The 25,147-nt window shown below is 37.4% G+C and carries 24 protein-coding genes; 20 read left to right on the top strand and 4 right to left on the bottom strand.

Annotated features, from left to right (window positions below; all coding sequences use genetic code 11):
* The first annotated feature begins 7 nt into the window (after positions 1 to 7).
* From ACWPVZ_RS08515 to ACWPVZ_RS08435, 17 genes are all read left to right on the top strand, one after another.
* Positions 8 to 952: a 3-oxoacyl-[acyl-carrier-protein] synthase III C-terminal domain-containing protein gene (locus ACWPVZ_RS08515; RefSeq protein ID WP_454381815.1), complete on the top strand. Its 945-nt coding sequence runs from the start codon at positions 8 to 10 to the stop codon at positions 950 to 952.
* Positions 953 to 1,158: 206 nt separating this feature from the next.
* Entirely contained in the window at positions 1,159 to 1,368 is a 210-nt protein-coding gene (locus tag ACWPVZ_RS08510; RefSeq protein WP_014632978.1) for a hypothetical protein, read from the top strand.
* Between the two features lie 10 nt (positions 1,369 to 1,378).
* Positions 1,379 to 1,558 (top strand): hypothetical protein, encoded by a 180-nt coding sequence (locus ACWPVZ_RS08505; RefSeq protein ID WP_049528118.1) that lies wholly within the window; start codon positions 1,379 to 1,381, stop codon positions 1,556 to 1,558.
* Positions 1,551 to 2,432 (top strand): ABC transporter ATP-binding protein, encoded by an 882-nt coding sequence (locus ACWPVZ_RS08500; RefSeq protein ID WP_454381814.1) that lies wholly within the window; start codon positions 1,551 to 1,553, stop codon positions 2,430 to 2,432. The genes ACWPVZ_RS08505 and ACWPVZ_RS08500 overlap by 8 nt, the downstream gene beginning before the upstream one ends.
* Positions 2,429 to 3,166 (top strand): ABC transporter permease, encoded by a 738-nt coding sequence (locus ACWPVZ_RS08495; protein ID WP_201709665.1) that lies wholly within the window; start codon positions 2,429 to 2,431, stop codon positions 3,164 to 3,166. The genes ACWPVZ_RS08500 and ACWPVZ_RS08495 overlap by 4 nt, the downstream gene beginning before the upstream one ends.
* Complete coding sequence (locus tag ACWPVZ_RS08490; RefSeq protein WP_454381813.1) at positions 3,159 to 4,253, top strand: sensor histidine kinase; 1,095 nt, start codon at positions 3,159 to 3,161, stop codon at positions 4,251 to 4,253. The genes ACWPVZ_RS08495 and ACWPVZ_RS08490 overlap by 8 nt, the downstream gene beginning before the upstream one ends.
* Positions 4,250 to 4,852 (top strand): response regulator transcription factor, encoded by a 603-nt coding sequence (locus ACWPVZ_RS08485; RefSeq protein ID WP_003094426.1) that lies wholly within the window; start codon positions 4,250 to 4,252, stop codon positions 4,850 to 4,852. Before ACWPVZ_RS08490 ends, ACWPVZ_RS08485 begins: the two co-directional genes overlap by 4 nt.
* A 172-nt stretch (positions 4,853 to 5,024) precedes the next feature.
* A complete protein-coding gene (locus ACWPVZ_RS08480; protein WP_454381812.1) occupies positions 5,025 to 6,563 on the top strand; it encodes a DUF262 domain-containing protein in 1,539 nt (512 codons plus the stop codon).
* A gap of 2 nt (positions 6,564 to 6,565) precedes the next feature.
* The gene (locus ACWPVZ_RS08475; protein WP_454381811.1) at positions 6,566 to 8,650 is read left to right on the top strand and encodes a DUF262 domain-containing protein; all 2,085 of its coding nucleotides are present in this window, start codon (positions 6,566 to 6,568) and stop codon (positions 8,648 to 8,650) included.
* Positions 8,651 to 8,807: 157 nt separating this feature from the next.
* Positions 8,808 to 9,815, top strand: coding sequence for a helix-turn-helix transcriptional regulator (locus ACWPVZ_RS08470; RefSeq protein WP_048788452.1), 1,008 nt, complete (start codon positions 8,808 to 8,810; stop codon positions 9,813 to 9,815).
* 210 nt (positions 9,816 to 10,025) lie between these two features.
* Positions 10,026 to 10,295 carry a hypothetical protein gene (locus tag ACWPVZ_RS08465; RefSeq protein WP_175062943.1) on the top strand — a complete coding sequence of 90 codons (270 nt, stop codon included), beginning with the start codon at positions 10,026 to 10,028 and terminating at the stop codon, positions 10,293 to 10,295.
* A 117-nt stretch (positions 10,296 to 10,412) separates the two neighbouring features.
* Complete coding sequence (locus ACWPVZ_RS08460) at positions 10,413 to 10,655, top strand: hypothetical protein (RefSeq protein ID WP_060971937.1); 243 nt, start codon at positions 10,413 to 10,415, stop codon at positions 10,653 to 10,655.
* 418 nt (positions 10,656 to 11,073) lie between these two features.
* Positions 11,074 to 12,066 carry an ABC transporter ATP-binding protein gene (locus tag ACWPVZ_RS08455; protein ID WP_454381810.1) on the top strand — a complete coding sequence of 331 codons (993 nt, stop codon included), beginning with the start codon at positions 11,074 to 11,076 and terminating at the stop codon, positions 12,064 to 12,066.
* A 1-nt stretch (position 12,067) separates the two neighbouring features.
* Positions 12,068 to 12,886, top strand: a complete 819-nt coding sequence (locus ACWPVZ_RS08450; protein ID WP_201552185.1) for an ABC transporter permease — start codon at positions 12,068 to 12,070, stop codon at positions 12,884 to 12,886.
* 1 nt (position 12,887) lies between these two features.
* The gene (locus ACWPVZ_RS08445; protein WP_002891220.1) at positions 12,888 to 13,673 is read left to right on the top strand and encodes an ABC transporter permease; all 786 of its coding nucleotides are present in this window, start codon (positions 12,888 to 12,890) and stop codon (positions 13,671 to 13,673) included.
* Between the two features lie 38 nt (positions 13,674 to 13,711).
* Positions 13,712 to 14,173 carry a GNAT family N-acetyltransferase gene (locus ACWPVZ_RS08440; RefSeq protein ID WP_454381928.1) on the top strand — a complete coding sequence of 154 codons (462 nt, stop codon included), beginning with the start codon at positions 13,712 to 13,714 and terminating at the stop codon, positions 14,171 to 14,173.
* A 367-nt stretch (positions 14,174 to 14,540) separates the two neighbouring features.
* A complete protein-coding gene (locus tag ACWPVZ_RS08435; RefSeq protein WP_064525685.1) occupies positions 14,541 to 15,413 on the top strand; it encodes a hypothetical protein in 873 nt (290 codons plus the stop codon).
* 110 nt (positions 15,414 to 15,523) lie between these two features.
* On the opposite strand, the gene ACWPVZ_RS08430 is transcribed toward ACWPVZ_RS08435, so the two are convergent.
* From ACWPVZ_RS08430 to ACWPVZ_RS08415, 4 genes are all read right to left on the bottom strand, one after another.
* A complete protein-coding gene (locus tag ACWPVZ_RS08430) occupies positions 15,524 to 16,435 on the bottom strand; it encodes a helix-turn-helix domain-containing protein (protein ID WP_454381809.1) in 912 nt (303 codons plus the stop codon).
* A 157-nt stretch (positions 16,436 to 16,592) separates the two neighbouring features.
* Positions 16,593 to 17,312 carry an ABC transporter permease gene (locus tag ACWPVZ_RS08425; protein WP_002891215.1) on the bottom strand — a complete coding sequence of 240 codons (720 nt, stop codon included), beginning with the start codon at positions 17,310 to 17,312 and terminating at the stop codon, positions 16,593 to 16,595.
* Positions 17,305 to 18,141, bottom strand: coding sequence for an ABC transporter ATP-binding protein (locus ACWPVZ_RS08420; RefSeq protein ID WP_014632991.1), 837 nt, complete (start codon positions 18,139 to 18,141; stop codon positions 17,305 to 17,307). The genes ACWPVZ_RS08425 and ACWPVZ_RS08420 overlap by 8 nt, the downstream gene beginning before the upstream one ends.
* An 85-nt stretch (positions 18,142 to 18,226) precedes the next feature.
* The gene (locus tag ACWPVZ_RS08415; protein ID WP_454381808.1) at positions 18,227 to 19,138 is read right to left on the bottom strand and encodes a helix-turn-helix domain-containing protein; all 912 of its coding nucleotides are present in this window, start codon (positions 19,136 to 19,138) and stop codon (positions 18,227 to 18,229) included.
* A 217-nt stretch (positions 19,139 to 19,355) separates the two neighbouring features.
* Between ACWPVZ_RS08415 and ACWPVZ_RS08410 the strand changes: the two genes are divergently transcribed.
* The 3 genes from ACWPVZ_RS08410 (at position 19,356) to ACWPVZ_RS08400 (ending at position 25,087) form a co-directional block, all read left to right on the top strand.
* A complete protein-coding gene (locus tag ACWPVZ_RS08410) occupies positions 19,356 to 19,877 on the top strand; it encodes an RDD family protein (protein ID WP_454381807.1) in 522 nt (173 codons plus the stop codon).
* A 123-nt stretch (positions 19,878 to 20,000) separates the two neighbouring features.
* Positions 20,001 to 20,921: a DMT family transporter gene (locus tag ACWPVZ_RS08405; RefSeq protein ID WP_347105538.1), complete on the top strand. Its 921-nt coding sequence runs from the start codon at positions 20,001 to 20,003 to the stop codon at positions 20,919 to 20,921.
* Positions 20,922 to 21,175: 254 nt separating this feature from the next.
* The gene (locus ACWPVZ_RS08400) at positions 21,176 to 25,087 is read left to right on the top strand and encodes a GH32 C-terminal domain-containing protein (RefSeq protein WP_454381806.1); all 3,912 of its coding nucleotides are present in this window, start codon (positions 21,176 to 21,178) and stop codon (positions 25,085 to 25,087) included.
* Positions 25,088 to 25,147: the final 60 nt, after the last annotated feature.

The raw sequence follows: 25,147 nt of genomic DNA, 5'->3' as shown, positions 1-25,147 counted from the left end.
AATGACAATGACAGAAGTAAAAAGACATGTTGAAATCGCAGGTTATGGCGTTTGTCTTCCAAAACAAACCGTACAATTCAAAAACCAAACACGTTATCGTGTTGTAGAAGATGAAGAAACACAGTTAGATTTGGCTGAAGTGGCTATCCAACGAGCTCTTGAAAGTGCCAATTTGAAAATTGAAGACATTGATTGTCTTGTCTCAGCCAGTGCAGTTGGTGTGCAGCCTATTCCTTGTACAGCAGCCTTGATTCATGAGCGCGTGGCAAAAGGACTTTCTATTCCAGCCATGGATATCAATACGACTTGTACAAGTTTTATCTCAGCTTTATCAACAATGTCTTATTTGATTGAGGCTGGTGAATACTATCGTGTTTTGATTGTATCCAGTAAAGTTGGAAGTTTGGGGCTTAATCCGAAACAAAAAGAAAGTTTTGAACTCTTTAGTGACGGAGCAGCAGCCTTTATCTTCCAAGCAAGTTCTCAAGACAAAGGGGTTATTGCAAGTCTTCAACATACCTGGTCAGAAGGTGCCCATGATACTGAAATCCGTGGAGGTTTGACTTCTTACCATCCTAAAAAATATTCAGAAAAGACAAAAACGGACTTTATGTTTGATATGAAGGGCAAGAAGATTCTCCTCTTATCAGCACATAAGCTTCCTGATATGTTCCAAGAATTCCAAGAGAAAACCCACTTAGCTCTCGCCGATGTGGACTACATCATTCCCCATCAAGCTAGCCGTGCCTTATCTTTGGTTATGGATAAATTGGGTATTGCCGAAGACCAATACCTTAATATAGTTACTGACTACGGAAATATGGTTTCTGTATCTGTTCCATTTGGTTTGGCTTATTCATTAGATCATGGATTAGTTAAAGAAGGAGATGTCGTCTACCTTTTGGGAACAGCAGCAGGTATGACAGTTAACATGCTGGCTTTAAAATTATAATGTCATTAGCAGTGTCAAGATTACGTAAGAACTTCTTTTTGCCCATAAATTCAGGTTGAGTTGACTGATAAGTCAGCTCTTTTTTCTTTTACGTCACATGACAAATGTCATGTCATGTCATGACATCTGGTGCTAAAAAGAGAATGACCAAAAAGATATACTTTAGTCATAACTTAGAAATAATAAAAAACGAAAGAGGTCATCTCATGAAAATCAAAACATCTTACCTTATCTACGCTGTCATCGGAACTGTCTTTGCTGGACTTAGCATGTTTACTGACATCTTTGAAAAAGGCAATTTTGAAGCTATCTTCTCAAATTTGGGCATGATTATTGGCTTGTCTATCTCAGCCTACATTCTCATCACGATGGCTAAAAGTTTTATCGACCTTGTCATTAAAGAATTGAAAAACTAGGAGACTCAGTATGAAATTATTGAAAATACTAAGCATTATGCTCCTAGCAACAACTTGGACCATCCTCTTTGCTTATGTCCTACTTCATGGCAGCAGTGATATTCTCTATAGTGTTATGGGTGTGTCTGTTGCAGCTTGTTATGTTTTTTTAGCTTTTTATCAAAAGAAAGGAAATCACAAACATGAGTGAAACAATCCTTCAAGTCACAAATCTTGTCAAAAAGATTAAGGGAAAAACGATTTTAGACCATATTAGCTTTGAGGTAGGACAAGGCGACTGTCTTGCTTTAATTGGGCCAAATGGTGCTGGTAAAACGACCTTAATGTCCTGTATTCTTGGCGATAAGAAAGCCAGTAGCGGTCAAGTCTTTATCAAGGGTAAAAAGGGAAAAGCGCAAGATCAAATTGCGGTTCTCCTTCAAGAAAATACTATTCCTTCACAATTAAGAGTTAGGGAACTGATTGCTTTTTTCCAAGATATTTCTGAAAATGGATTATCTAAAGTAGAGATTCAAGCACTCTTACAATTCAAAGACGATCAGTATCAGCAGTTTGCGAACAAACTCTCAGGGGGACAAAAACGTCTTCTTGCCTTTGTCCTCTGTCTAATTGGCAAGCCTGATATTCTCTTTTTAGATGAGCCGACAGCAGGAATGGACACTACGACACGCCAACGTTTCTGGGAAATCATCAATGATCTGAAAAAGTCAGGTGTGACTATTCTTTATTCGTCCCACTATATCGAAGAAGTCGAGCACACAGCTGACCGCATTTTGGTCCTTCATCAGGGGAGACTCATCAGGGATACTACGCCACATGCCATGCGTAGCGAGGAAAAGGAAAAACAAGTCACTTTAGCAAGTCGCTTTGCTCCAAGTCTTGACAAACTTGAGGCGATTTATGAAGTAACTGAAAAACGTGATGTTGTAACCTTTATGACTAAAGATATTGAAAGTGTATGGAGTAGTTTACAAGCTCAAGGCTGTCGCATTTCTGACATTGAAATTCAAAATAAGACACTTTTAGATAGCCTATTTGATAGCACAAGGGAGGGCAAGTCATGAAAGCACTACTTAAAATCGAATGGATAAAAACATGGCGCAGTTGGCCCGTCTTTATCATGTCTATCGGAATGCCCGTCGGATTTTTCCTCTTGTATTCAGGAATGGAAATGAGTCCTGACCCAGAGTCACAAAAAGCCTTTATATTGTCCTATATGTTGACCATGACAGGATTCTCTATGTCCAGCTTTGGTTTCTTTACCTTCCCCTACATGCTTAGAGAGGACCAAACGGAGCACTGGTTAACCTATATCGAACATTCAAAAATCAGTGTTCAAGCCTATTACCTCTCTAAAATCTTCCGAGTTCTTATGAACTTTATGGTTGCTATCATCGTAACTTTCTGTGTGGGAGCTTTTGTGCGTGATGTTAAGATGCCATTATCACATTGGCTCGGTTCAGGTGCTCTTTTACTCTTGTCAAGTCTAGTCTTTCTATCCTTTGGCTTACTCCTAGCCCAAATTAAGTCTCAACAAATCATGGCTATCGCCGGAAATATCGTCTTTCTTGGTCTAGCTATTATTGGTGGTTCTTGGATGCCAGTAACCTTGTTTCCAAAATGGGTTCAGCACATTTCGGAGTGGACACCCATTTATCATATTAATCAGTTGGTAGTCAATTTTGCGAAAAAAGGGGAATTTTCATGGAAATCACTCATTTTTATCTTGGTCTATGCTACAATAGCTACAGGCTTAGCCCTTTTTATCAAATCGTACAGAGAAAGTGACCATGTTTAGAACATACCAGAAAAATGATTTTGCTTATTTTGTTAGTCTGATTTTCCTAGTCTTCCCGATCTTAGGAGTGTTTGGTGGGGATTTCCCAGTTTGGACTTTAGGTCTGACGCTGGCCTTTACTCTGGCTTATCTCCTTATAGTGTATTTGAAAAAAGCCTATAGCAAGTGGATTCCCTTTCTGTGGTTTTACACTCTAGCTTACATTATCTTTATGTCAGTGACCTTCCAGGGTGGCATGATGTGGTTTATCTTTTTCAACGTTAATCTTCTCGTTTGGCACTTTGAGGATAGCATATCTTCTTATCGATTCTTATCCTTTCTAGCGACACTCTTGATTTTGACGTCATCATCCTTCCAACTGACAGACGATTTGAGCACCCACCTCATGTCTCTGGCTATTACTCTTTTTTCTTTGGGAATGTACTATTTTCAAAACCGTATACGTCAGGAGAGAAAGATGGAAGAAGCCCTTGCAGAGCAGAACCGGACCATTAATATCCTGTCAGCTGAAAATGAACGCAATCGTATCGGTCGTGATTTGCACGATACCTTAGGGCATACCTTTGCCATGATGAGTCTCAAAACTGAGTTGGCTTTGAAACAGATGGACAAGGAGCAGTATGATGCTGCTAGAAAGAATCTGGAAGAATTGAACCAGATTAGCCGTGACTCCATGTACGAGGTGCGTGAGATTGTCAATAAGCTCAAGTACCGAACGGTGGCCGAGGAGCTACTGGAACTTGAGCGGCTCTTTGACCTATCTGATATCGTCCTGACCGTGGATAGTATCCTTGACTTAGACAGCCTGTCACCAGTTAGTCAGTCTACCTTGTCCATGGTGCTTCGTGAACTGGCCAATAATGTTATCAAACATAGTCAGGCCGAGAGCTGTCAGATTCGTCTAAGACGTGACCATGGTATTGTCCTTGAGTTCGAGGATGATGGTTGTGGCTTTAAGGAGGTCACAGGACAAGAACTACACAGTATCAGAGAGCGCCTCAGTTTGGTAGATGGAGACTTGGAAATACTGTCTCAATCGCATCCAACAATCATTCGTGTGCATTTGAAAGAGGGAGGAAAAGCATGAAATTATTAGTCGCCGAAGACCAGTCAATGTTGAGGGATGCCCTCTGCCAACTCCTCATGTTGGAGGACGATGTCGAAGAAGTCCATGCGGCCAGTGATGGTCAAGAAGCCATTGCTCTTTTGGAAAAGGAAGAAGTTGACGTGGCTATTTTAGACATTGAGATGCCAGTTAAAACAGGACTTGATGTTCTTGAGTGGATTCGAGCCAACCAAAGAGAAACGAAGGTCGTTATTGTGACCACCTTCAAACGTAAAGGCTATTTTAAACGAGCCCTTGCAGCCCAGGTGGATGCCTACGTTCTCAAAGAGCGTTCCATCAGTGACCTCATGGCGACCATCCATACCGTCCTAGCAGGTCAAAAGGAGTACTCACCAGAGCTTGTCGAAGGTGTCGCCTTTGACAATAATCCACTCAGCCAACGTGAACAAGAAGTCTTGGCCATGGTAGCTCAAGGGTCAACCAACCAAGAAATCGCTGAAAGCCTCTTTCTTTCAAATGGAACTGTCCGAAATTACATGACAGCCATCCTGACTAAACTCGATGCAGGCAACCGAACAGAAGCCGTCCGCATTGCCAAAGAAAAAGACTGGCTAGGGTGAGGAGAAATAGATAAGAATGAAGTCACCATATGGTGGCTTTTTTCATTATCCTGTCACTCTATAGAAAGTATTTTACATTTTTTTCAATAATTTGATTTATAATAGTGCTATAATTGTAGATAATAATTTTGTCAATTCTAATAACAACCTTTGGATGAAAAGGAGATATCAAATGGTAGTTTCTGAAAAACGAATTGAAGACTTAAAAGGATTAAAATTTAATGTTCCTTCATATCAAAGGGGATATCGCTGGACTGAACATGAGGTTACAACTCTTTTAGAAGACCTCTATACACATAGTAAACAAAACAGAGATTATAAGTACTGTTTGCAGCCCTTGATTGTTAAGAAAGTTTCAGATAATACTTATGATGTAGTTGATGGTCAACAGAGGCTAACAACGATCTTTATTTTTTTGAAATTTATGTCTGCTGAATTTAGTAGTGGCCGTAGAAGAAGTAATCAATATGATTACTTTGAGTTGGTTTATGAAACAAGAGAACAGAGTGCTAAATATTTAAAAGAATTAAATTTTGATACTTATCAAGAAATCGAGGATTATGATATTGATGCACATCATATCAGTAAGGCTTTTGCTGCTATCGATAAATGGGTGGAACGAGAAGACATTAATTCGGATAATGCTCTACACGATATTTATCAAGTTTTAACAGAGGCTGTTTTCTTTATTTGGTATGAAATTGATGAGACAGAGGATCCTATAAAACTATTTACAAAAGTTAACTTGGGTAAGATTCCTTTGACAAATGCTGAACTTATTAAGGCTCTATTGTTAGATCAAACTAATTATGAATCTGAAAATGATAGTGAAAGGATTCAAAGGGGAATAGAATGGGATATTATTGAACATAGACTTCAAGAGGAATCATTTTGGAAGTTTCTTACAAATAGTGAGAATTATGTCACTAGGATAGATCTTTTGTTTAACCTACTTGAACATGAAACTTTAGAAATACCTCAAAATGATATTTATGCAACTTTTTACTCAATCTACGCAAAATATCAAAATGCTGAAAATAAATCGATTTTTATAAGTGAGTACTGGAATGAAGTCTACTTAAAATTTGAAGATTTGACCAATTGGTACAAGGATCTAAATAGGTACCATTTAATCGGCTATCTCTTATCGGTTGACGATAAGAATATTGAAAAGGTCTTTGAGGCTACAAGAGGGAAGAAAAAGTCAGAAGCTTTTTATGAATTAAAAAAAATTGCTTATAAAACTTTGAAAAAAGATATAGGTTCTATCGAAGATTTTTCCTACAGTAGTAAGAAAAAAGAAATTAAGGATCTACTTTTACTGTTTAATCTCGTTACTTTGATTAATAAGAGTGAAAAACAATATCGATTTCCTTTTGATATTTATAAGAAAGAGAAATGGGATATCGAGCATATTCATGCTACGGCTGATGAGACTGCTGAGGCTGATGATAGTCTAGCTAATTTAACCTTGCTAGACTCTAATACGAATCGCTCTTATGGAAATAGCCCATTTGACCAAAAGCGTAGAATTATTCTTGAGGTTGATGCGGAAGGAAAATTTGTACCTGTTTGTACGCGCAATGTGTTCTTGAAAGTCTATAGCAATGAGGTAGATGGATTTGACGACTGGACTGATAAGGATAAAGACAGTTATATTCAAGCGATAAAACAGGAATTCAACCAATTTTTTGGAGATTATGAGGAGTAGTCATGCAAGAGATTAATGTAAAATATAACTTAAAATCATTGTTAGAAAATTATCGAGTCGTAATTCCATTGATTCAGCGAGACTATGCACAAGGAAGAAAGGATAAAAGAACCACAGAAGTTCGAAAAAAATTACTCCAGGATATAAATACTGCCTTACTTGACACAAACGTTGGACCACTCGATTTGAATTTTATTTATGGAAAATCAATTAATGGGAAGTTTATTCCATTAGATGGGCAACAACGTCTGACAACCTTATTTCTGGTTTATCTTTTTGCCTATAGAGATAATGACGAGTGTGACTTTCTAGGTAATTTTTCTTATAAAACTAGAAAGTCTTCTACACAATTTTTCAAGAGTCTATTTGAGAACAGAAAGAATATCTTTACAGAAACAGAAAGTTCTTCAGAAATCATAACAGATCAGCCATGGTTTGCAGATTCATGGCAGTTAGATCCAACTGTACAAGGTGCCTTGAAAACACTAGATGACATTTCTGATTCTTTTGATTATGGGTTTGATTATGTTTCAGTTTTATCAGATTCTAATAACCAAAAACTTGTCTTCAATTTTCTAGATATTGATAAACTTGGTTCAGAAGATGAGCTCTATATCAAACTGAATTCTAGAGGGCGCCCATTAACTGACTTTGAAAATTTTAAAGCAAGATTAATTGATAGAATAAAGAAAATAGATAGTCATTTAGAAAGGGAATTTTCCCAAAATATTGATACAAAATGGACTGATGTTATTTGGAATATTGATAAAAATGCCTTTGATACCAACTTTTTAAATTTATTTGAAATTGTGCTTATCAATAATTTAGATAGCCTTGATTATTCTAAACGCGACGATTGGACTCTTGAAATCGACTTTGAAACTGTAGAAATAAGTCATATAAAAATAATTGTATCTGTTCTTGACTTTCTCTCTCAGAATAAAGTGCCTGAGGTTTCATCTATCTTAGAAGGTTCAATAGTCGACAAAAAACTGAAGGATAGGGTTTATTTTCACGTTATTTCAACATTCTTAGAACATCACGGTGATTCATTAGATACTAGCTATAAAAATTGGTATCGTATCTTTAGGAACTTGATTAATAACTCAGTTATAGATTCTCAAGAGTCATATGAACGGGCAATCAAGGGGATTAATGAACAAATCGAACATACTTCAGACCTGCTAGAATATCTAGCCGAGGGAAATAGAATTAATGGTTTCAGTATTGACCAAGTTGACGAAGAGATTGAAAAAGCTAAATTGATAACTGCAGATGATTCCTATAGAGAGATTATAGAAGTTGCTGAAAATCATCCCTATTTTGATGGTCAGATTCGAAGTTGCTTTTACTTCGAAGCGGATGATTTGCCAAGCAGAAAGATTGATGTTATTTCAATCTATTGGAATAAAATATCAAAAATGTTTACTGAAATAGAGCCTAAAGAAGGTCTATTAATGCGAGCAGCTTTGCTGTCTCTAGGAGACTACACAATGACTACAGCTAATAATTATAAAACGCTGTATCGGGATAATTCAAATGAGTCTTCTGGGTATGCACCAAGCCTTAAAAGTTTATTTTCATCTCGAAATGAGTATGTCAAAAGATTACTTGATGAAGTAGATATTACCAAGCCACTAGATGGTGAGTATCGTCGTATTATCCAAGAAAATATTAGTAATATATCTCCTCAAGAATGGCGTTATGCCTTCATTGCTTACTATGAAACCATGTTTAGTAAAATGACTCCTAAACAATATAGAATGAAATCTCCGTTCTGGCTTAATCGGTCAGAAGAGATGTTGTTAATTCCCAATAAGAGCTCTAGTGCTAGAAACTATGATATTCATTTGATAGCCCTAGAAGAAAAACTAAAGGAATTAGGAATACAATCTTATTATCAAAGAGAGAAAGGGATTGAAAGTACCAATAGGATTCTTTATGTAAACGAAGTATATGAAGTCAGATTTCGAGGAAATCATTTTAGCCTTAATTTAATAGGTGGTGAAGAAGCAGAGGAAGAACATTTTGATCCTACGCTATCATTTTTGGATATAGCAGAATACTTGAATAATAAATTGCACTAATATTATCACAAAGGCTAGTGAAGTTCACACTGGCCTTTGTGTATTAAATCTCAATTTTTATTTTAAGCTAGTATAAAAAAGACTTGAGATAATTACGAATAGAATGAGGATAATGATATTCTATTCTAGAAGTTATAATCAAGCATGAGGTCGATTAATGAAAGAAGAAAATAATTTGCAAGGGAAAACCAGTCGTCTCTTATATTTTATGTCTGAATTGGAAAAGGGGCATAAGGTTAATAAAACTGAGTACCTTAAACGTTTTAATATCGCCGAGAGAACCTTTAAAGATGATTTAAGGGAATTAAAGGAAAATCTAAAAATACTTAGAGATGACATGAAAATAAAGTATTCTCGACTTGCAGGAACCTATGAGGCAGAATATAACCATGGTTATGGTAACTTAAAGTACAACCAGGCCGTCATCTTGTCTAAGATTCTTTTAGAAAGTAGAGCACTACGTGTTGAGGAAGTTAGAGAAATCATTGATACCTTTGTAGAGAGAGCTGTTGATGATAGGGAACGTCAGCGTATTAGAAACTTTACGGAACGGGAACTAGAGGAGTATAAGGAATTATCGATTTACAGGGACAATAAGAGTAAATCAATCTTGCCTCATCTATCCGCTATTTTTGATGCTATTGAGAATCAGAAGCCTCTTTCTTTTAAGTATACGAAATACCAAGGTAAGGATGCCGATTATGATGTGTTACCGGTCTCGATTATGTTTAATGACCATTATTTTTATTGTATGGCATATAAAGTTGAAGAAAAAGATGGAAGATTAAAAATAGATACAAGGAGTCTGCGTAATTTTCGACTGGATCGTTTTAAAACTGTTCATCGTTCGAAGCATAATACAGAATTAATATTAAGTTCTGAGGAATTAACTCAAATTTTGTCAGATAGTGATGTTCGTTATCATACTTTCTTGATGTTTTCAGATACGGAAAAATTTCGCATTAGATTCAGATATGTTGGTCAGTTTTGGGAAGTACTTGAAGATGATATCCCTGCACTTAAAGTTATCGAGAAAGATACAAGGAGTACAGTTCCTAGGGTAATATATGAAATTGAAACCTATGGCAGAGATAGTTTTCAACGTTATATTGATCGATTTAATGGGGTATTTACTATACTTGAACTAGAAAAAATAAATAAGTAAAATTGACACTTTTTTTAAATAGCATTTCGCAAAAAAACAGAAGTACGTTTTATACGTACTTTTTTTGTTGTATTGTTTGAAAGTATAAAACAGATGGACAATGATATGTTTAAGGTACTTGTATTGTGTATTTCTGGTGATAAAATATAGTTGTAAATAAATAATGCAAAACAAAAGTACAGCATTTATTACCAAAAGGAGGAAAGCAAAATGTCTAAAATTAGAAAAATTATTTATAGAAACAAAATGAAACTAATGGAGAACAGACACTCAACAAAAGGTGTTTATTGTCATGGAGCTAAAAAAAATAAAATAGTTTATGAGACTAATGCCAAAGCGCTTCGTGCAGTCATGTTGTGTGAGGATCAAACCATTCGTACTTATTATTGTCATTATTGTGCAGGATTTCATACAACCTCAAGACCTGAACATAATGAATTAGATGATTTGTATTTATTTGCTAGAGTATATGTTTGTTAATAGTTAACACTGATAATGAACATAGACAGGGAAAACACATCTTTTTAGTGTGAAGTGTTGAAATCCATTCATTAGTTGAGAACTAAGAAAATTTATTTTAGAGGGAGAGTAATTATCATGAATCTTATCATATTTTTCGCTACAATTGATGTATTAACTTTTATGGCTTTGGGAATTCTTTTTTCTATGAAATTAAGAGAAACTCGACGGATTAAAGAGATTGAAAAAGAAATCGAAAAGTTTGAAGCTCGAAGAAAGATATATTTAGCCATTTTGGAAGATGACGAGGATGCATTGTTAGCCATTATGAAGAATGACAAAGAGTTATTGTTAGATGTGATAAATGAACTTAGTGTGTAAAGTAGGGATTTATACTTACAGCACTCAAAAAAGGAATTATTTCCAATTCTTTTTAGATTGTCTATCATTAAGTCACCATATGGTGGCTTTTTTGTACCTTATAATCTATCTAAACATTCACAAGCAAGAATGAGAGAAGTTGAAATGAGCCTCTACAGGAATATGTAGAGGCTTTGATGAATTATTGAATTGTGTCATTTTGTTTAGTGAATTAGACGGGTGGTTTTGATTTTTTCAAGTATCAAAACTATTTTCTCTTTTTCGAGAATAACACTTGGTTTCCTTTTTTAACTGCTTTATAATAGAGTAATACTAAGGTCTTCTGCTGTGATAAAGAAGGCAGATTTTAGGAGATGAGAAATTGGCTTTTTGTGTTTAGAGGACACGGTTTGTTGATTTTTTACTGTAGGAGATAGATATGGCAATGATAGAAGTGAAACATCTTCAGAAAAATTTTGTGAAGACAGTCAAGGAACCGGGGTTGAAGGGGGCTTTGCGTTCCTTTATTCATCCTGAAAAGCAGACCTTTGAAGCGGTCAAGGATTTGACCTTTGAGGTGCCCAAGGGGCAGATTCTAGGTTTTATCGGGGCAAATGGTGCTGGGAAGTCGACAACCATTAAAATGCTGACAGGAATTTTGAAACCGACATCTGGTTTTTGTCGGATTAATGGCAAGATTCCACAGGATAATCGCCAGGATTATGTCAAGGATATTGGGGTTGTTTTTGGACAACGAACTCAGCTATGGTGGGACTTGGCCCTGCAAGAGACTTACACGGTTTTGAAGGAGATTTACGATGTCCCAGATTCGCTCTTCCACAAGCGCATGGATTTTTTGAATGAAGTCTTGGATTTGAAGGACTTTATCAAGGATCCCGTGCGGACTCTTTCGCTAGGTCAACGGATGCGGGCGGATATTGCGGCTTCCTTGCTTCACAATCCCAAGGTTCTCTTTTTAGATGAGCCTACCATTGGTTTGGATGTGTCGGTCAAGGATAACATTCGCCGGGCTATAACTCAAATCAATCAAGAGGAAGAAACAACTATTCTCTTGACCACTCACGATCTGAGTGATATTGAGCAACTCTGTGATCGGATTTTTATGATTGACAAGGGGCAAGAGATTTTTGATGGAACGGTTAGCCAGCTCAAGGAAACCTTTGGCAAGATGAAGACTCTTTCCTTCGATCTGATGCCAGGTCAAAGTCATCTCATCTCTCACTATGAAGGCTTGCCTGATATGACCATTGATAGGCAAGGAAATAGCCTGACTATTGAATTCGATAGTTCCCGCTACCAGTCGGCCGATATTATCAAGCAAACCCTGTCTGATTTTGAAATCCGTGATTTGAAGATGGTGGATACGGACATTGAAGATATTATCCGTCGCTTCTACCGAAAGGAGCTCTAAGATGGTCAAATTGTGGAGACGTTATAAACCCTTTATCAATGCAGGGATTCAGGAGTTGATTACCTATCGAGTCAACTTTATTCTCTATCGGATTGGTGATGTCATGGGGGCTTTTGTCGCTTTCTATCTCTGGAAGGCTGTCTTTGACTCCTCCCAGGAGCCTTTGATTCAGGGCTTTAGTATGGCAGATATCACTCTCTACATCATCATGAGTTTTGTGACCAATCTCTTGACCAGGTCTGATAGCTCCTTTATGATTGGGGAGGAGGTCAAGGATGGCTCCATTATCATGCGCTTGCTGAGACCAGTGCATTTTGCGGCCTCTTACCTTTTCACCGAACTTGGCTCCAAGTGGTTGATTTTTATCTCTGTTGGACTGCCATTTTTAAGTGTCATTGTTTTGATGAAAATCTTATCTGGGCAAGGTATTGTAGAAGTGCTGGGATTAACTGTCCTTTATCTCTTTAGCTTAACGCTGGCTTATCTGATTAACTTTTTCTTTAATATCTGCTTTGGATTTTCAGCCTTTGTATTTAAAAATTTATGGGGTTCTAATCTACTCAAGACTTCAATAGTGGCCTTTATGTCTGGCAGTTTGATTCCCTTGACGTTTTTTCCAAAGGTGGTTTCAGCTATTCTCTCCTTCTTGCCTTTTTCATCCTTGATTTACACTCCGGTTATGATCATTGTTGGGAAATACGATGCCAGTCAGATTCTTCAAGCGCTTTTGCTCCAGTTCTTCTGGCTTATAGTGATGGTGGGCTTGTCTCAGTTGATTTGGAAACGAGTCCAGTCATTTATCACTATTCAAGGAGGTTAGTATGAAAAAATATCAACGCATGCATCTGATTTTTATCAGACAATACATCAAGCAAATCATGGAATACAAGGTTGATTTTGTAGTAGGTGTCTTGGGAGTCTTTCTGACTCAAGGTCTGAACCTCTTGTTTCTCAATGTTATCTTTCAACATATCCCATCCCTAGAAGGTTGGACTTTTCAAGAGATTGCCTTTATCTATGGATTTTCCTTGATTCCCAAGGGATTGGACCATCTCTTTTTTGACAATCTCTGGGCCTTAGGTCAACGACTAGTCCGAAAAGGGGAATTTGACAAGTATTTGACTCGTCCTATCAACCCTCTCTTTCATATTCTGGTTGAGACCTTTCAGATTGATGCCTTGGGGGAACTTTTGGTCGGCTGCATTCTATTGGGAACAACAGTATCAAGCATTGCTTGGACGCTTCCCAAATTCCTGATTTTCCTAGTCTGTATTCCATTTGCTACCTTGATTTATACTTCCTTGAAAATAGCGACAGCCAGTATCGCTTTTTGGACTAAACAGTCAGGCGCCATGATTTATATTTTTTATATGTTCAATGATTTTGCCAAGTACCCGATTTCCATTTACAATTCGCTCCTTCGTTGGTTGATCAGTTTTATCGTGCCATTTGCCTTTACGGCTTACTATCCTGCCAGTTATTTCTTGCAGGGTAAGAATGGGCTCTTTAATATCGGTGGTTTGATTCTGATTTCCCTTGTCTTCTTTTTCATTTCCCTCAAACTCTGGGATAGGGGCTTGGATGCCTACGAAAGTGCGGGATCGTAAGAGCTAAAGTAAGACTAAAATCAAGAAAGGAACTTATGATGTTTACAATTGAAGAAGTCAAGGATGAAGATCAAAAAATGGCAGTTGTTGATGAGGTTTTAAAGGATTTGCCAGAATGGTTTGGAATACCTGAAAGCACGCAAGCCTACACCGAAGGAGCCAAGGATTTACGAGTTTGGGCTGCTTATCAAGAAAGTGATGTAGTAGGGTTTATAAGTTTATCATATTCGAGTGAAGATTGTGCTGAAATTGACTGTCTAGGCGTGAAAAAATCATTCCAAGGTCAAGGAATTGGAAGGGAATTAATTACGACTATAGAAAGAGAAGCAGTCAAACAAGTGGACTACCTACAGGTAAAAACAGTGGCAGAAGGTTCAAATAAAGATTATGACCGAACAAATGTCTTTTATCGAAGTGTTGGTTTTAAAAAATTAGAGATTTTTCCTCAACTATGGGATCCCCAAAATCCTTGCCAGATTTTGATAAAGAAAATCGTTTAAAACTTCCTGACAAAAAATTGAGAGTGCTATACTATAAAAGTGTTAGCCAATTTAGCTCAGTTGGTAGAGCAAGGCACTCGTAAAGTCTAGGTCAGGAGATTTTGATGCTGTCATAAAGGATGCTAGAGAAGCAATCAGTCAGACGGAATTAAAGCAGAAATATAAGAACTTTTTGAGAGTTATCTCATTCTTTCAATCGTGCTGATAGATCCTGATTTGTCCAGAGAATAGCTAGAGGCTCAGTTAAACACAGACTCTACACTAGCTGAGAAAACTAAAAAGGTCTGTCTCGCTCTTTATGATTTAACCAATAGAAATAGAGATTAAAGTGCCTAAAAAAACACAAGGAATTATTGATAAGGTAAAAATGAAGAAATCAATTTTTAAGGCAAGTTTTGAAGAGAGTTTAAATTTATTAGACGATGCTTCTCTTCAGTATATAAAGAAAGACTATTACGAAAAACTTGGAAAAGGCTTAAATAATGGAAAGCCAAGTATTGGTTTTAGAATAAAAAGTATTCTCTACAGTATTTTGTTTGTATTCGGATGTAACTTTCTCTTGGTCATATTTGCCTCTTCTTTGGATGTTGCAGAGCCTAAGGATTTAACTCTGCCAGTTCACAAGCCGTCACTCTTGACCCCTGAATTATTCCTTATTTGTTGTTTTATTTGGTTATCACTAGTTCTTATTGGAAAATTTGTGCGAAAACCATTTCTTCGACCATACAGATTTCGCTTTCATGTTGAGACCTTTATGATTTGGTTCTTTCTTGAATTTAATCTTTTGGGAATAACTATAGCCCTCCCTACCCTAACCTCAGTTGGAATATGGTTCATTTACATTATCCTGTTTATCATTGCCCTAATATTCCTTCTTATGGAGAAAAGAAGTTTAAGCACTTGTTTTTTCGGTGAAGAGGCGAGAGAAACTCTTGTTGATAGAATAGCAGGCCTAATCGCCACCTATGGTTCAGGAGTGCTAGGGCTTGCTGTAATCATCAAAATAATCTTATCGCACACGGGCATCGCCATCTCGCAAAGAATGACTTTGTTAGGTATGTTCTTGACATGGATAATCATAGATATTGGATTCTTGGCAATGGTTATCTTCATGGAGTTGCCCTTCTTTTTAGAAGGTTTCTACAAATGGAAATATCCCGAAGAATACCGTGACTGGGAAGGCAAGTCAGTAGAAGACTGGTATGGGAAAAAGTATTTGAAGAAGCATAATATCAGCTGAAAGTAAAAAATTGAAATAATAAAAGAGGCATCTGAGTTTAACTTCAGATGCTTCTTTGGTAGGTATTATTTATAGAATAAATCACGTTTAAAATATTGTTGATATATTTTCTATTCTATGTTTAAATCTTTTTTTATTTCCATTTTTAGGTTTTTTATAAATACTTCATCACCGAAGGCTTCGGCTAGTACGGTAGCCATTTTGTAAAGTTCAGTTGCTTTATCTCTATTGTTCTCATAGAAGAGATAATATTTCGCTTCAAAAATGAGTACAGCGGGTTTGTAAGCATGTTGTAGTGTCTTATCAATAATAGTATGCATTTTATCGACAATAGTTTTCATATTTCTATAATCATGATGCATCACATAGATTCCACCTATAGTTGACAATGCTCCAAGTAGCTCAACATTAACTAGCTCTTCCCCTTGTAATTCTTGATTAATTAATTTACATCGAAAACTTTCAACAATTTCTTTATCATAGTCACCAACTTGACATTGAAAGGTATAGTATTTTATTAGCAGAAGGTCATTCAAGGTGTACTCTTCTTTTTTTAATACCTGATTCAAATAGTCTTCATATACAATCTCAACAAGATCTTCTTTCTTCTCTTCAGATATAAAATTCAGGGTTCTTTCAATGATATCAATGGTTAAAAGTTCTTCTTCTGGTAGAATATCAATATAGTTGTCGTAGAGTTCCTCAATATCTTTTAGCTTCTTCTTGATACGTTCGGGGTCGCCATAGACAGGAGACTTCATGAGTTTATATTTAGCCTTGTAATAGTCTTCAGGAATGTCTAGTTTTGTTTCACCTAGCAAATAGTTTAGGGAAACTCCCAATTTATCACTGATATACTGCAGTTTGACAATAGTTGGTAATGAGCGACCGAGCTCAATTCTCATCAGTTGTTTGACGGTTAATTCTTCTTCTGTGTCACAAACCTGCTCACGTGTTAAACCTATTCGTTCACGTTCTTCACGAATTCTTTTTCCAATCTCGATTTTAATATCATCAGACATCTGTATTCCCCTTGAGTTTTAATTATATAATAATATACCTTAAAATCATGTGAATGAAAAGACTCTAGGAAGCTGTCTGTGTTTCTAGTTAGAGCAAATGATGGAGAGTAAACAAAATAACCATCTAACACTTAGTTTAGATGGTTATGGTTTTGAATTAAGCTATTTTTCGTAATCTCTTAGACTGTAGAATGGTCAGTGCAGTAAATAGGAGTAACCAGACTAGAAGGGATAGTGAGCTTGCTACTTGGTCCTGCCACTTAAAGGTTTCAAGCTGGCTTATAGATTTTGAGAACAATCCCATATAACTGTACTTCGTGACATTATCAAAACCTTTACTGATCCCTGAAAGCATTGGAATAAACACACTAATCATTGTTACTGGAAGACTAATCACTTGGGCAGACACTTGAGTTTTGCTGATTAAGCCAATGAAAAGATTGATCAGCATCATTACTAAAGATGTAGCAAGTAAGATGATAAGATAAGCACCATAATTATTTTCAATATTTAGTTCTAGTATTCTCGGAATAGCAGTTGTCATCACTAAGCTAATAAGCACTGGGTAAAACAAAACTGAAAGGATATAGTTTGTACTGTTAACACCACTTAAAAACAAAGTTCTTAAAATATTTTTTTCCTTTTCTTCGGAAACAATAGTACTGATTGGATTCCCAACTGATAAACTCAAAGATAAGGCTAAACAATTGACTAATAGATTGACTTTCATTGAGTTGTTTAGACTACCTTGAATCTCATAGATATGTTTATATAGAAAGGCAAATCCTAAAGGAAGGAGGATTTGTAGGATAATGGTTTTGTTAGATTTGATAACTCGTTTTCTAAGCCATAGTAAAGATTTCAATTGGTTAAACATTAAGTTTTCCTCCTGTAAGTTGGATGAAGATGTCTTCTAAAGTTGGTTCACATGAATGGATGGTTTGAATATCTTGAGTTGCAGTAATATGATTTAATTCAGAGAAGGGAATCACTTTCTCTTGACCTGAACAGTAGGTCACTTTTACCATCTTATTTGTATTATATTTCTGAATAAGCTCAGCAGGTTTTCCTTCTTCGACAATCTTTCCTTTATTTAGAAGTACAATCTTATCGCATAAAATGGTAGCTTCGTGCATGTCATGTGTCGTCAGAAAAATGGTTGTTCCTTGTTGTTTTAGTTCTTCAATAAGAGAATGAATGGTTTGAGACGTTGATGGATCTAGTCCAGAAGTAGGTTCATCAAGAAAGAGAACTTTTGGCTTGTTTATGATAGCTCTCACTAAAAGCATCCGTTGTTTCATCCCTGTGGAGAGCTTTTCTGCCAAGGTTTTACGATGGTCATAAAGACCTACACGTTTTAACAAATCATCAACATACTCTGTCGAAACATTATAGAGTTTTGCGAAGAATAGAAGATTGTCATAAAGTGTCAATTTTTCATAAAAACCACTATTTTCAGTGATTAAACCAATCTTTGACAAATCATCTTCTTTTAACTGAAGGGATGATTTGCCCAAAATATAAGTTTCTCCCTGACTAGGAGTGAGTTGACCTGTTAAGATATTGATCGTTGTCGTTTTACCAGATCCTGATGGCCCTAGGAAACCTAGAATTTCACCTTTTTCGACTGTGAAGTTTAGATTTTCGATTGCTTTATATTTTTGAAATTCTTTGGTTAACTGTTTTGCTACGATAAGGTTTGTCATATCTTGATTTCTCCTATTTGATTATATGAATGAGTATAAACAAAAAAATAACGAATCTAAAGGACATTTATGTCACTTAGATTTGTTATTTCGTATTTAAGTCTTTTTTCATTTCCATTTTAAGATTTTTGATGAAGACTTGGTCACCGAAGGCTTCGGCTAGTACGGTAGCCATTTTGTAAAGTTCAGTTGCTTTATCTTTATTGTTCTCATAGAAGAGATAGTATTTTGCTTCAAGCATTGTTATACCTGGCTGATATGAGTGTTGCATAATGGAATGTATGATTTCATACATCTTATCGACGAGAGACTTCATATGTTCGTATTCATGGTGCATAACATATATCCCAGCTATAGCTGATAATGCTCCCAATAGTTCCACATTGGTTAATTCATCTCCTTGCAATCTTTGTTTTATCAATTTTTTTCGAAAATTCTCGATCATAGATTCATCATATGAAGATGATTGGCACTGTACAGAATAATATTTTATCAATAAAAGATCATTCAATGTGTACTGTTCCTTTTTCAATACTTGATTTAAATAATCTTCAAATACTATTTCAACAAGGTCTTCTCCCTCCCCTTTAGCTATGAAATTTAATGTTCTTTCAATAATATCAATAGCTAAAAGTTCGTCTTCAGGTAAAATCTCAATATAGTTGTCGTAGAGTTCCTCAATGTCTTTTAGCTTCTTCTTGATACGTTCGGGGTCGCCATAGACAGGAGACTTCATGAGTTTATATTTAGCCTGATAATAGTCTTCAGGAATGTCTAAATTAGTTTCTCCCAACAAATAATTTAGGGAAACATTTAGTTTATCACTGATATATTGAAGTTTTACAATAGTTGGTAATGAGCGACCGAGCTCAATTCTCATCAGCTGTTTGACAGTTAATTCATCTTCAGTATCACAAACTTGCTCACGTGTTAAACCTAGTCGTTCACGTTCTTCACGAATTCTTTTTCCAATCTTGATTTTAATATCTTCTGACATACATAATTCCTTATGATTTAGATTTTTAATAATAATATAACGTAAAATTGAAATAAAGTCCAAAAGCCATAATAGAAGTAGTGTATAATAAAACCTACAGGAGTCTACAATTATGAAACAATCTCAATTTGCGAGCTCAATAGCCTTCAATTTTTCCTCTCAAATATTATTTAGAATATTAAAAATGTTATAATAGGAGATGAGAAAGGGGGAGTCGATGATGAAAATTATAGCAATCAATCCTATTTCGTTTAAAAAAAGAATGATTGAATTTCTATTCGATTATCTTTTCATTCTAGCTTATTTAGGTCTTCTGTTTTTAGGTTCTATGCTTATATACATTATTTTTTTTAATGGCGTCCCAGAGTTTACAGAAATTCAGTCGCAGTGGCTTGTATTTTTCACCTCTGTTTTGCCAATCATGCTCCTTTTCACATTCTTGGATTATGCAAAAAATGGCAGTTTTGGAAAGGCAAAAGCGGGACTTCAACTGGTCTACCAGAAAAAAACAGTTCAGGCTAGCTTGATCAGAAATACCATTAAATTTTTATCTTGGCAAATAGGTCATATGGGCACGATTCATGGTTTCTATAGTAATTTTGATGTATTGTCCATTATCCTCTCTATTTCGGCGACACTCCTCGCAGTTTCCTTACTGGCAATGACGATGTTTCGGAAAGATAAGAGACATCTAGGAGACCTGCTAGCACATACACAAGTGCAGCTAAAAGGTGAATAAAATATAGATTGTTTACTTGGTCCATAAGTAAAAATTGAAATGAAACTAAGGAAGTCATCATAATGACCTCCTTTTTCTATTGCTTCAATTACTGTATAATAGAATCTACAGGAGTTTACAATTATGAAACAATCTCAATTTGCGAGGGCGATTTGGTATGGTATTCTTGGTGCTCTCTTTTTTGCTTTTACTTTTATTTTCAACCGTAGTATGAACCTTTCAGGTGGGTCCTGGATGTGGAGTGCTAGTCTACGCTATTTGTTTAGCTTGCCTATGCTGGCTGTTTTGGCCTGGCGTAAGGGTGAGCTGGCAGGTGTTCTGTCTGCCATTAAGAAAGCACCCCTGACTTGGTTGATTTGGAGTACGGTTGGTTTTGGACTTTTCTATGGGCCACTGTCTCTAGCCTCCATTTATGGCGAGTCCTGGTTTGTGGCAGCCACTTGGCAGATTACCATTCTAGCTGGTCTGCTCTTGACACCTCTCTTTGGTCAGAGGGTACCTGGTAAGCAACTGCTTATGACATTGGTTATCCTTTTAGGTATTATTCTCATCCAGATTCCTTACTTTGGTAGTGGTCTTGGTAGCGGTGTGGTCCGTGCCAGTCTCTTGATTTTACTGGCTGCTTTTGCCTATCCTTTGGGCAATCGTAAGATGATGGTCCACTGTAAAGAGGATCAGCTTTCAACGACGCAGCGCGTGTTTGGGATGACCTTGATGAGTACGCCTTTTTGGGTGATCTTATCAGTTTTTGCTGTAACGGATTCTGGACTTCCATCAGGGGGACAGATTTTACAATCTTTAATTGTAGCTGTCTTTTCTGGAGTTGTCGCAACCTTGCTTTTCTTCGAGGCGACTAATCTGGTTAAGCATAACCATAAGCAACTGGCAGTAGTTGAGGCTACTCAGGCTGGTGAAGTTCTCTTTACCCTCTTGGGTGGTTGCCTCTTCCTCGGAGATAGTCTACCTAGCCTTTTGGGATTCCTTGGGATTGCTATTGTAACCATTGGTATTATTGGAAATAGCTTGCTAACAGGCTCAGATTAAGCATAAGTATGAGACTTTCGAATGGCGAATTCGGAAGTTTTTCATTTATATGAAAAATATTACAGAAAAAGATGGTATTTTCAGATTATAGTGCTATAATGATATTAAAAGTAAGCGTTTACCGTTTTAATTTAAATCCTAGAGATATTTCCGGAAACTTTGATAGGCTTATTAATAAAGGCGAATGTATTGACTTTGAATTTTCATGAAAACTGAGTTAACATTTAATGTTGCTCTAAAGAAGGAGAAGAGTCATGAATGATACTGTTTGTAAAAATTGGTTTATGCGTAAAAGTGGGAAGACATGGGTCTATGGCTGTGCCTTGGTAAGTTTTGCAGGCTTGGCTCTGGCTGGTCCTGTCTATGCGGACCAAGTGGAACAGGCAACTGTGAGCCCAACACCTCAAGAAGTGGTAGCTCAAACTGACCATCAAGTTGCCCCTCAAGCGGAGCTTGCTCCTAGCACGACCAAGGAAGTCCCCCAAGTGGTAGAGCCGAGCCCGTCTCTTGTTTCCGAATCTGCTCAAACAGCTCAAGAGAATCCCACTCAGCCTATCCCTGACCAGTCAAAGGAAGTACAAACACAGGCTAGCGAGGCTGAGAAAGTGACTAACCAAACGCAAGAAGCCGATTTGAATCAGACCAATCAAGAACAATCTCCAGTTGTAACGAATAGCACCAGTCCTGTTCATGTGACAGAGGAAAAAACGGATTTGCCTAATAATGAAGCAGTTACCAATCTTGAAGGGATGACCGCAGACCAAAATGGTCACTGGGAAATGCAGGCTGACGGTATTCATTCAGAAGCCAAAGACAAGGGAGACTCTTTCCTTTATTCTCAATCCGAGGGCAAGAATTTTATCTATTCAACAGATGTGACCTTCAAGGAAGCTGGTGGTGCCGCTGCCCTCATTTTCCGTGGTAACAATGATAGTAGCGATAAAAATATGTACGGGGTCAATGTAGACTCTGGTAACCATAAGGTTAAGTTTTGGCGTTGGGTCAATAATCATGATATTCAACTTGTAGATGAGAAAGATGTGACACCAACTGCCGATGAAACCTACAATCTTAGAGTAGTTGCGGCTAATCAGTGGCTATCTTACTATGTCAATGATGTGCTTGTCGCAAGTACAGGTGACGCTGTTCTTCAAAAAAGTGACAAGGGCCAACCTCAAGTCCTTCCAGAAGGTTACTTTGGACTTCTTAATTGGAATGCCAATGTCATTTTCAAAAACACCCGCTATGTTAATCTTGATGATGCCAGTCTTCCTTTGATTGACAATCTTGTGGTGACCTCAAAGACAGGTTCTGTTGAAAAACAAGCCCAATTCTTCTCTGAAGAACCACTCCATATCCAATATGTGGGACACAATGCTGAGACAGTAGGCTTTGACATCACTAAGCATAATCCAAATGCTGTTATCAAGGTAGAAGATGCCAAGGGAAATGTCTACACAGATATTTCACAATTGCCAGTGGCTGTAGGTGCCAATTACTTTATTGTTGAAAGTAGTGTGACTGACTCACTAGGTCGTCCTGTGACCTTGACTTATCGTGTTAATATCCACCGAAGACAAAGTGATGATGTGTATTACAACGAGCTTTACCGTGATCAGTATCATTATTCTGTCAAGGATGGCTGGGCTAATGACCCTAATGGCTTAGTCTTCTACAAGGGACGTTACCATCTCTTCTATCAATTTTACGATGATACCAAATGGGGGCCAATGCACTGGGCCCATGCGACCAGCCGAGACTTGCTTCATTGGGATGAAGAGCCGATAGCCTTTTATCCAGATGCGACAGGTCACATGTTCTCAGGCTCTGTCGTGGTTGATAGTACCAATAGCTCAGGCCTCTTCAAATCTCCGGAAGGTGGCCTGGTGGCTATTATCACTTCAAATGGTAATGGGCAACGGATTGAAATCACCTATAGTGAGGACGAGGGTAGAACCTGGCAAAAATATGACAAGGTAGTTGCCGACTGGTCTCAGGATCCTCTTCAAAACCAAGATTTCCGTGACCCTAAGGTTTTCCGCTGGGATAACCAATGGTTTATGGTCCTTGCAGGTGGTCCACTCCGCATTTATTCATCACAAGACTTGAAGAACTGGCAAGTGGAAACAACCTATAAGGATTTGCATACGGAATGTCCTGACCTCTATCCGATTGTAGCCAATGATGGCGCACTCAAGTGGGTTCTCTCACGTGGCGGTCGTTCTTACAAGGTTGGTGATTTTAAACAAGTGGATGGCAAGTGGGCCTTTGTAGCTGATGATGTTTACCAAGATCATGACGAAATCATGAATTTTGGTAAGGATTCCTATGCTGCCATGACTTATTATGTTCATGATTTTGGAACAGCTGACCATCCAAACATCCCACAATTGACTGAAATCAACTGGATGAACACTTGGGAAGATTATTGCAATCTGGTTGCAGATACTGTAGGTCAAAAATTTAATGGTACCTTTAACCTTAATCTTGACCTTGGTTTGGTTAAATCAGGCGACCGTTACCTCTTAACCCAAACTCCTGTTAAGGCCTACGAAAGCCTTCGTGATACAGACGACGCTCAGTATTTTGAAAATGTCACAGTAGCTTCTGACAATGAACTGCTTAAAGATTTTAAAGGTGACACTTATGAAGTGGTTTCTCACTTTGTACCAGGCAAGGATACGACAGCAGTTGGCTTTAATCTACGCGTCGGTGATGGTCAAGCTACTAAGGTCATTTACGATTTAACTAAGGAAACTTTGTCTATTGACCGTAGCCAATCTGGTACTATCCTTTCAGATGCCTTTACTAAGGTTAATAGTCAACAAGTGACTCGCAATGAAGATGGTTCTATTGATTTGCATCTTTATGTGGACCGTGCGAGTGTGGAAGTCTTTGCTAAGGGTAATACAGTAGCTGGTGCTAATCAGATTTTCCCAAGCCCAAGAGCCGTTGGAGCAAGTGTCTTGGTTGAAGGTGGTCCAGCCAAAGCAAACATTGCTATCTACCCAATTAAGAGTACTTGGACTGACAAGAAGGAAGTCACTAAGGCTGTTGCCATGAACACCACAGTTGCAGGTCATTTGGCTCTTGAAGTTGGTCAAAGTAAGGACTTGCAGGTTTATCTCGCACCGGCTTCTGAAGAGCAAGATGTGACATGGACAGTAAGTGATCCAAGTTTGGTGTCCTATACTGAACATGACAATAAACTTTCTCTCAAAGCCCTTCACAAAGGTCATCTAACTGTCACAGCAACCTCAGTTGAAAATCCTTCATTGACCAAAACCTTTAATATTGCCATCACGCTCAACAATTTTGCGACCAACCTTAAAGGCTTGAAAGCTGTCACTGGTAATTGGTATATTGATGACGATACCCTTTACGATAGCAATGTCAGTGCCAATGACTTCTTCATGGCCTATGAAAGTAATGGCTTCAAGCAATTTGACTATGACATCGATGTCAAATACCAACATGGTTTGGTAAACCTCTTTGTAGCTGCGGAACGTGAAGAACCAGGTCGTGCCTACTCTGTCCAATTTGCCGACAATGATACTGTTCGTCTCTTCCGTTTTGGTGGTGAAACCATCGCTGAAGCTCACTTGGATAAGGCAATCAATGATGGTCAGTACCACCATGTTAAGGTTGTGAAAGGCAAGGACACCATGACAGTCTATGTCGATGGCAAGGAAGTGCTCCATCATCAATTTGATGCCGTGGATAATTACTTCAATCAAGCCCATGTAGGTGTCGGTCTTTGGGATGGAGCAGTAGAATTCAAAAACTTCTTCGTTACTGAAAAAATGACAAACACAAGCAGTGACACCACTGACGAACCGATTAAACCTGACTCTCAGCCACAACCTAGTCCAGAACCAAGTCCGGAAAATAAACCGGATGAACCTGAGCATCAGCCTGAGGTTGCTCCAGAGCCTGAACCAACTGGACAAAATAATAGTCATGACAATACAAGTACAGTACCAGCCCCATCTCAGGATAATACTGATAAGCAAGAAGAAAATAAGACTCCAGTGGGAACACCTAAGACTGTCACTCCACTAGTTGAGAACCTCCTCAAAAAATTCAACGCATTTAGTCTCTCAACCTTCCTTGCAAATATTGCCAAAGAAACATGGCACTTTTTGACAAATTGGTTATTCAGCTAAGATCAAAACGTTGAAAAGGCTATATAAGAAGAAAAAACTTAGAAGCACTCATACTTCTAA

Source organism: Streptococcus sp. Marseille-Q6379 (genome assembly GCF_965119505.1).
The sequence above is the reverse complement of the archived record's forward strand: the minus strand, read 5'-3'. Positions and strand labels throughout refer to the sequence as shown.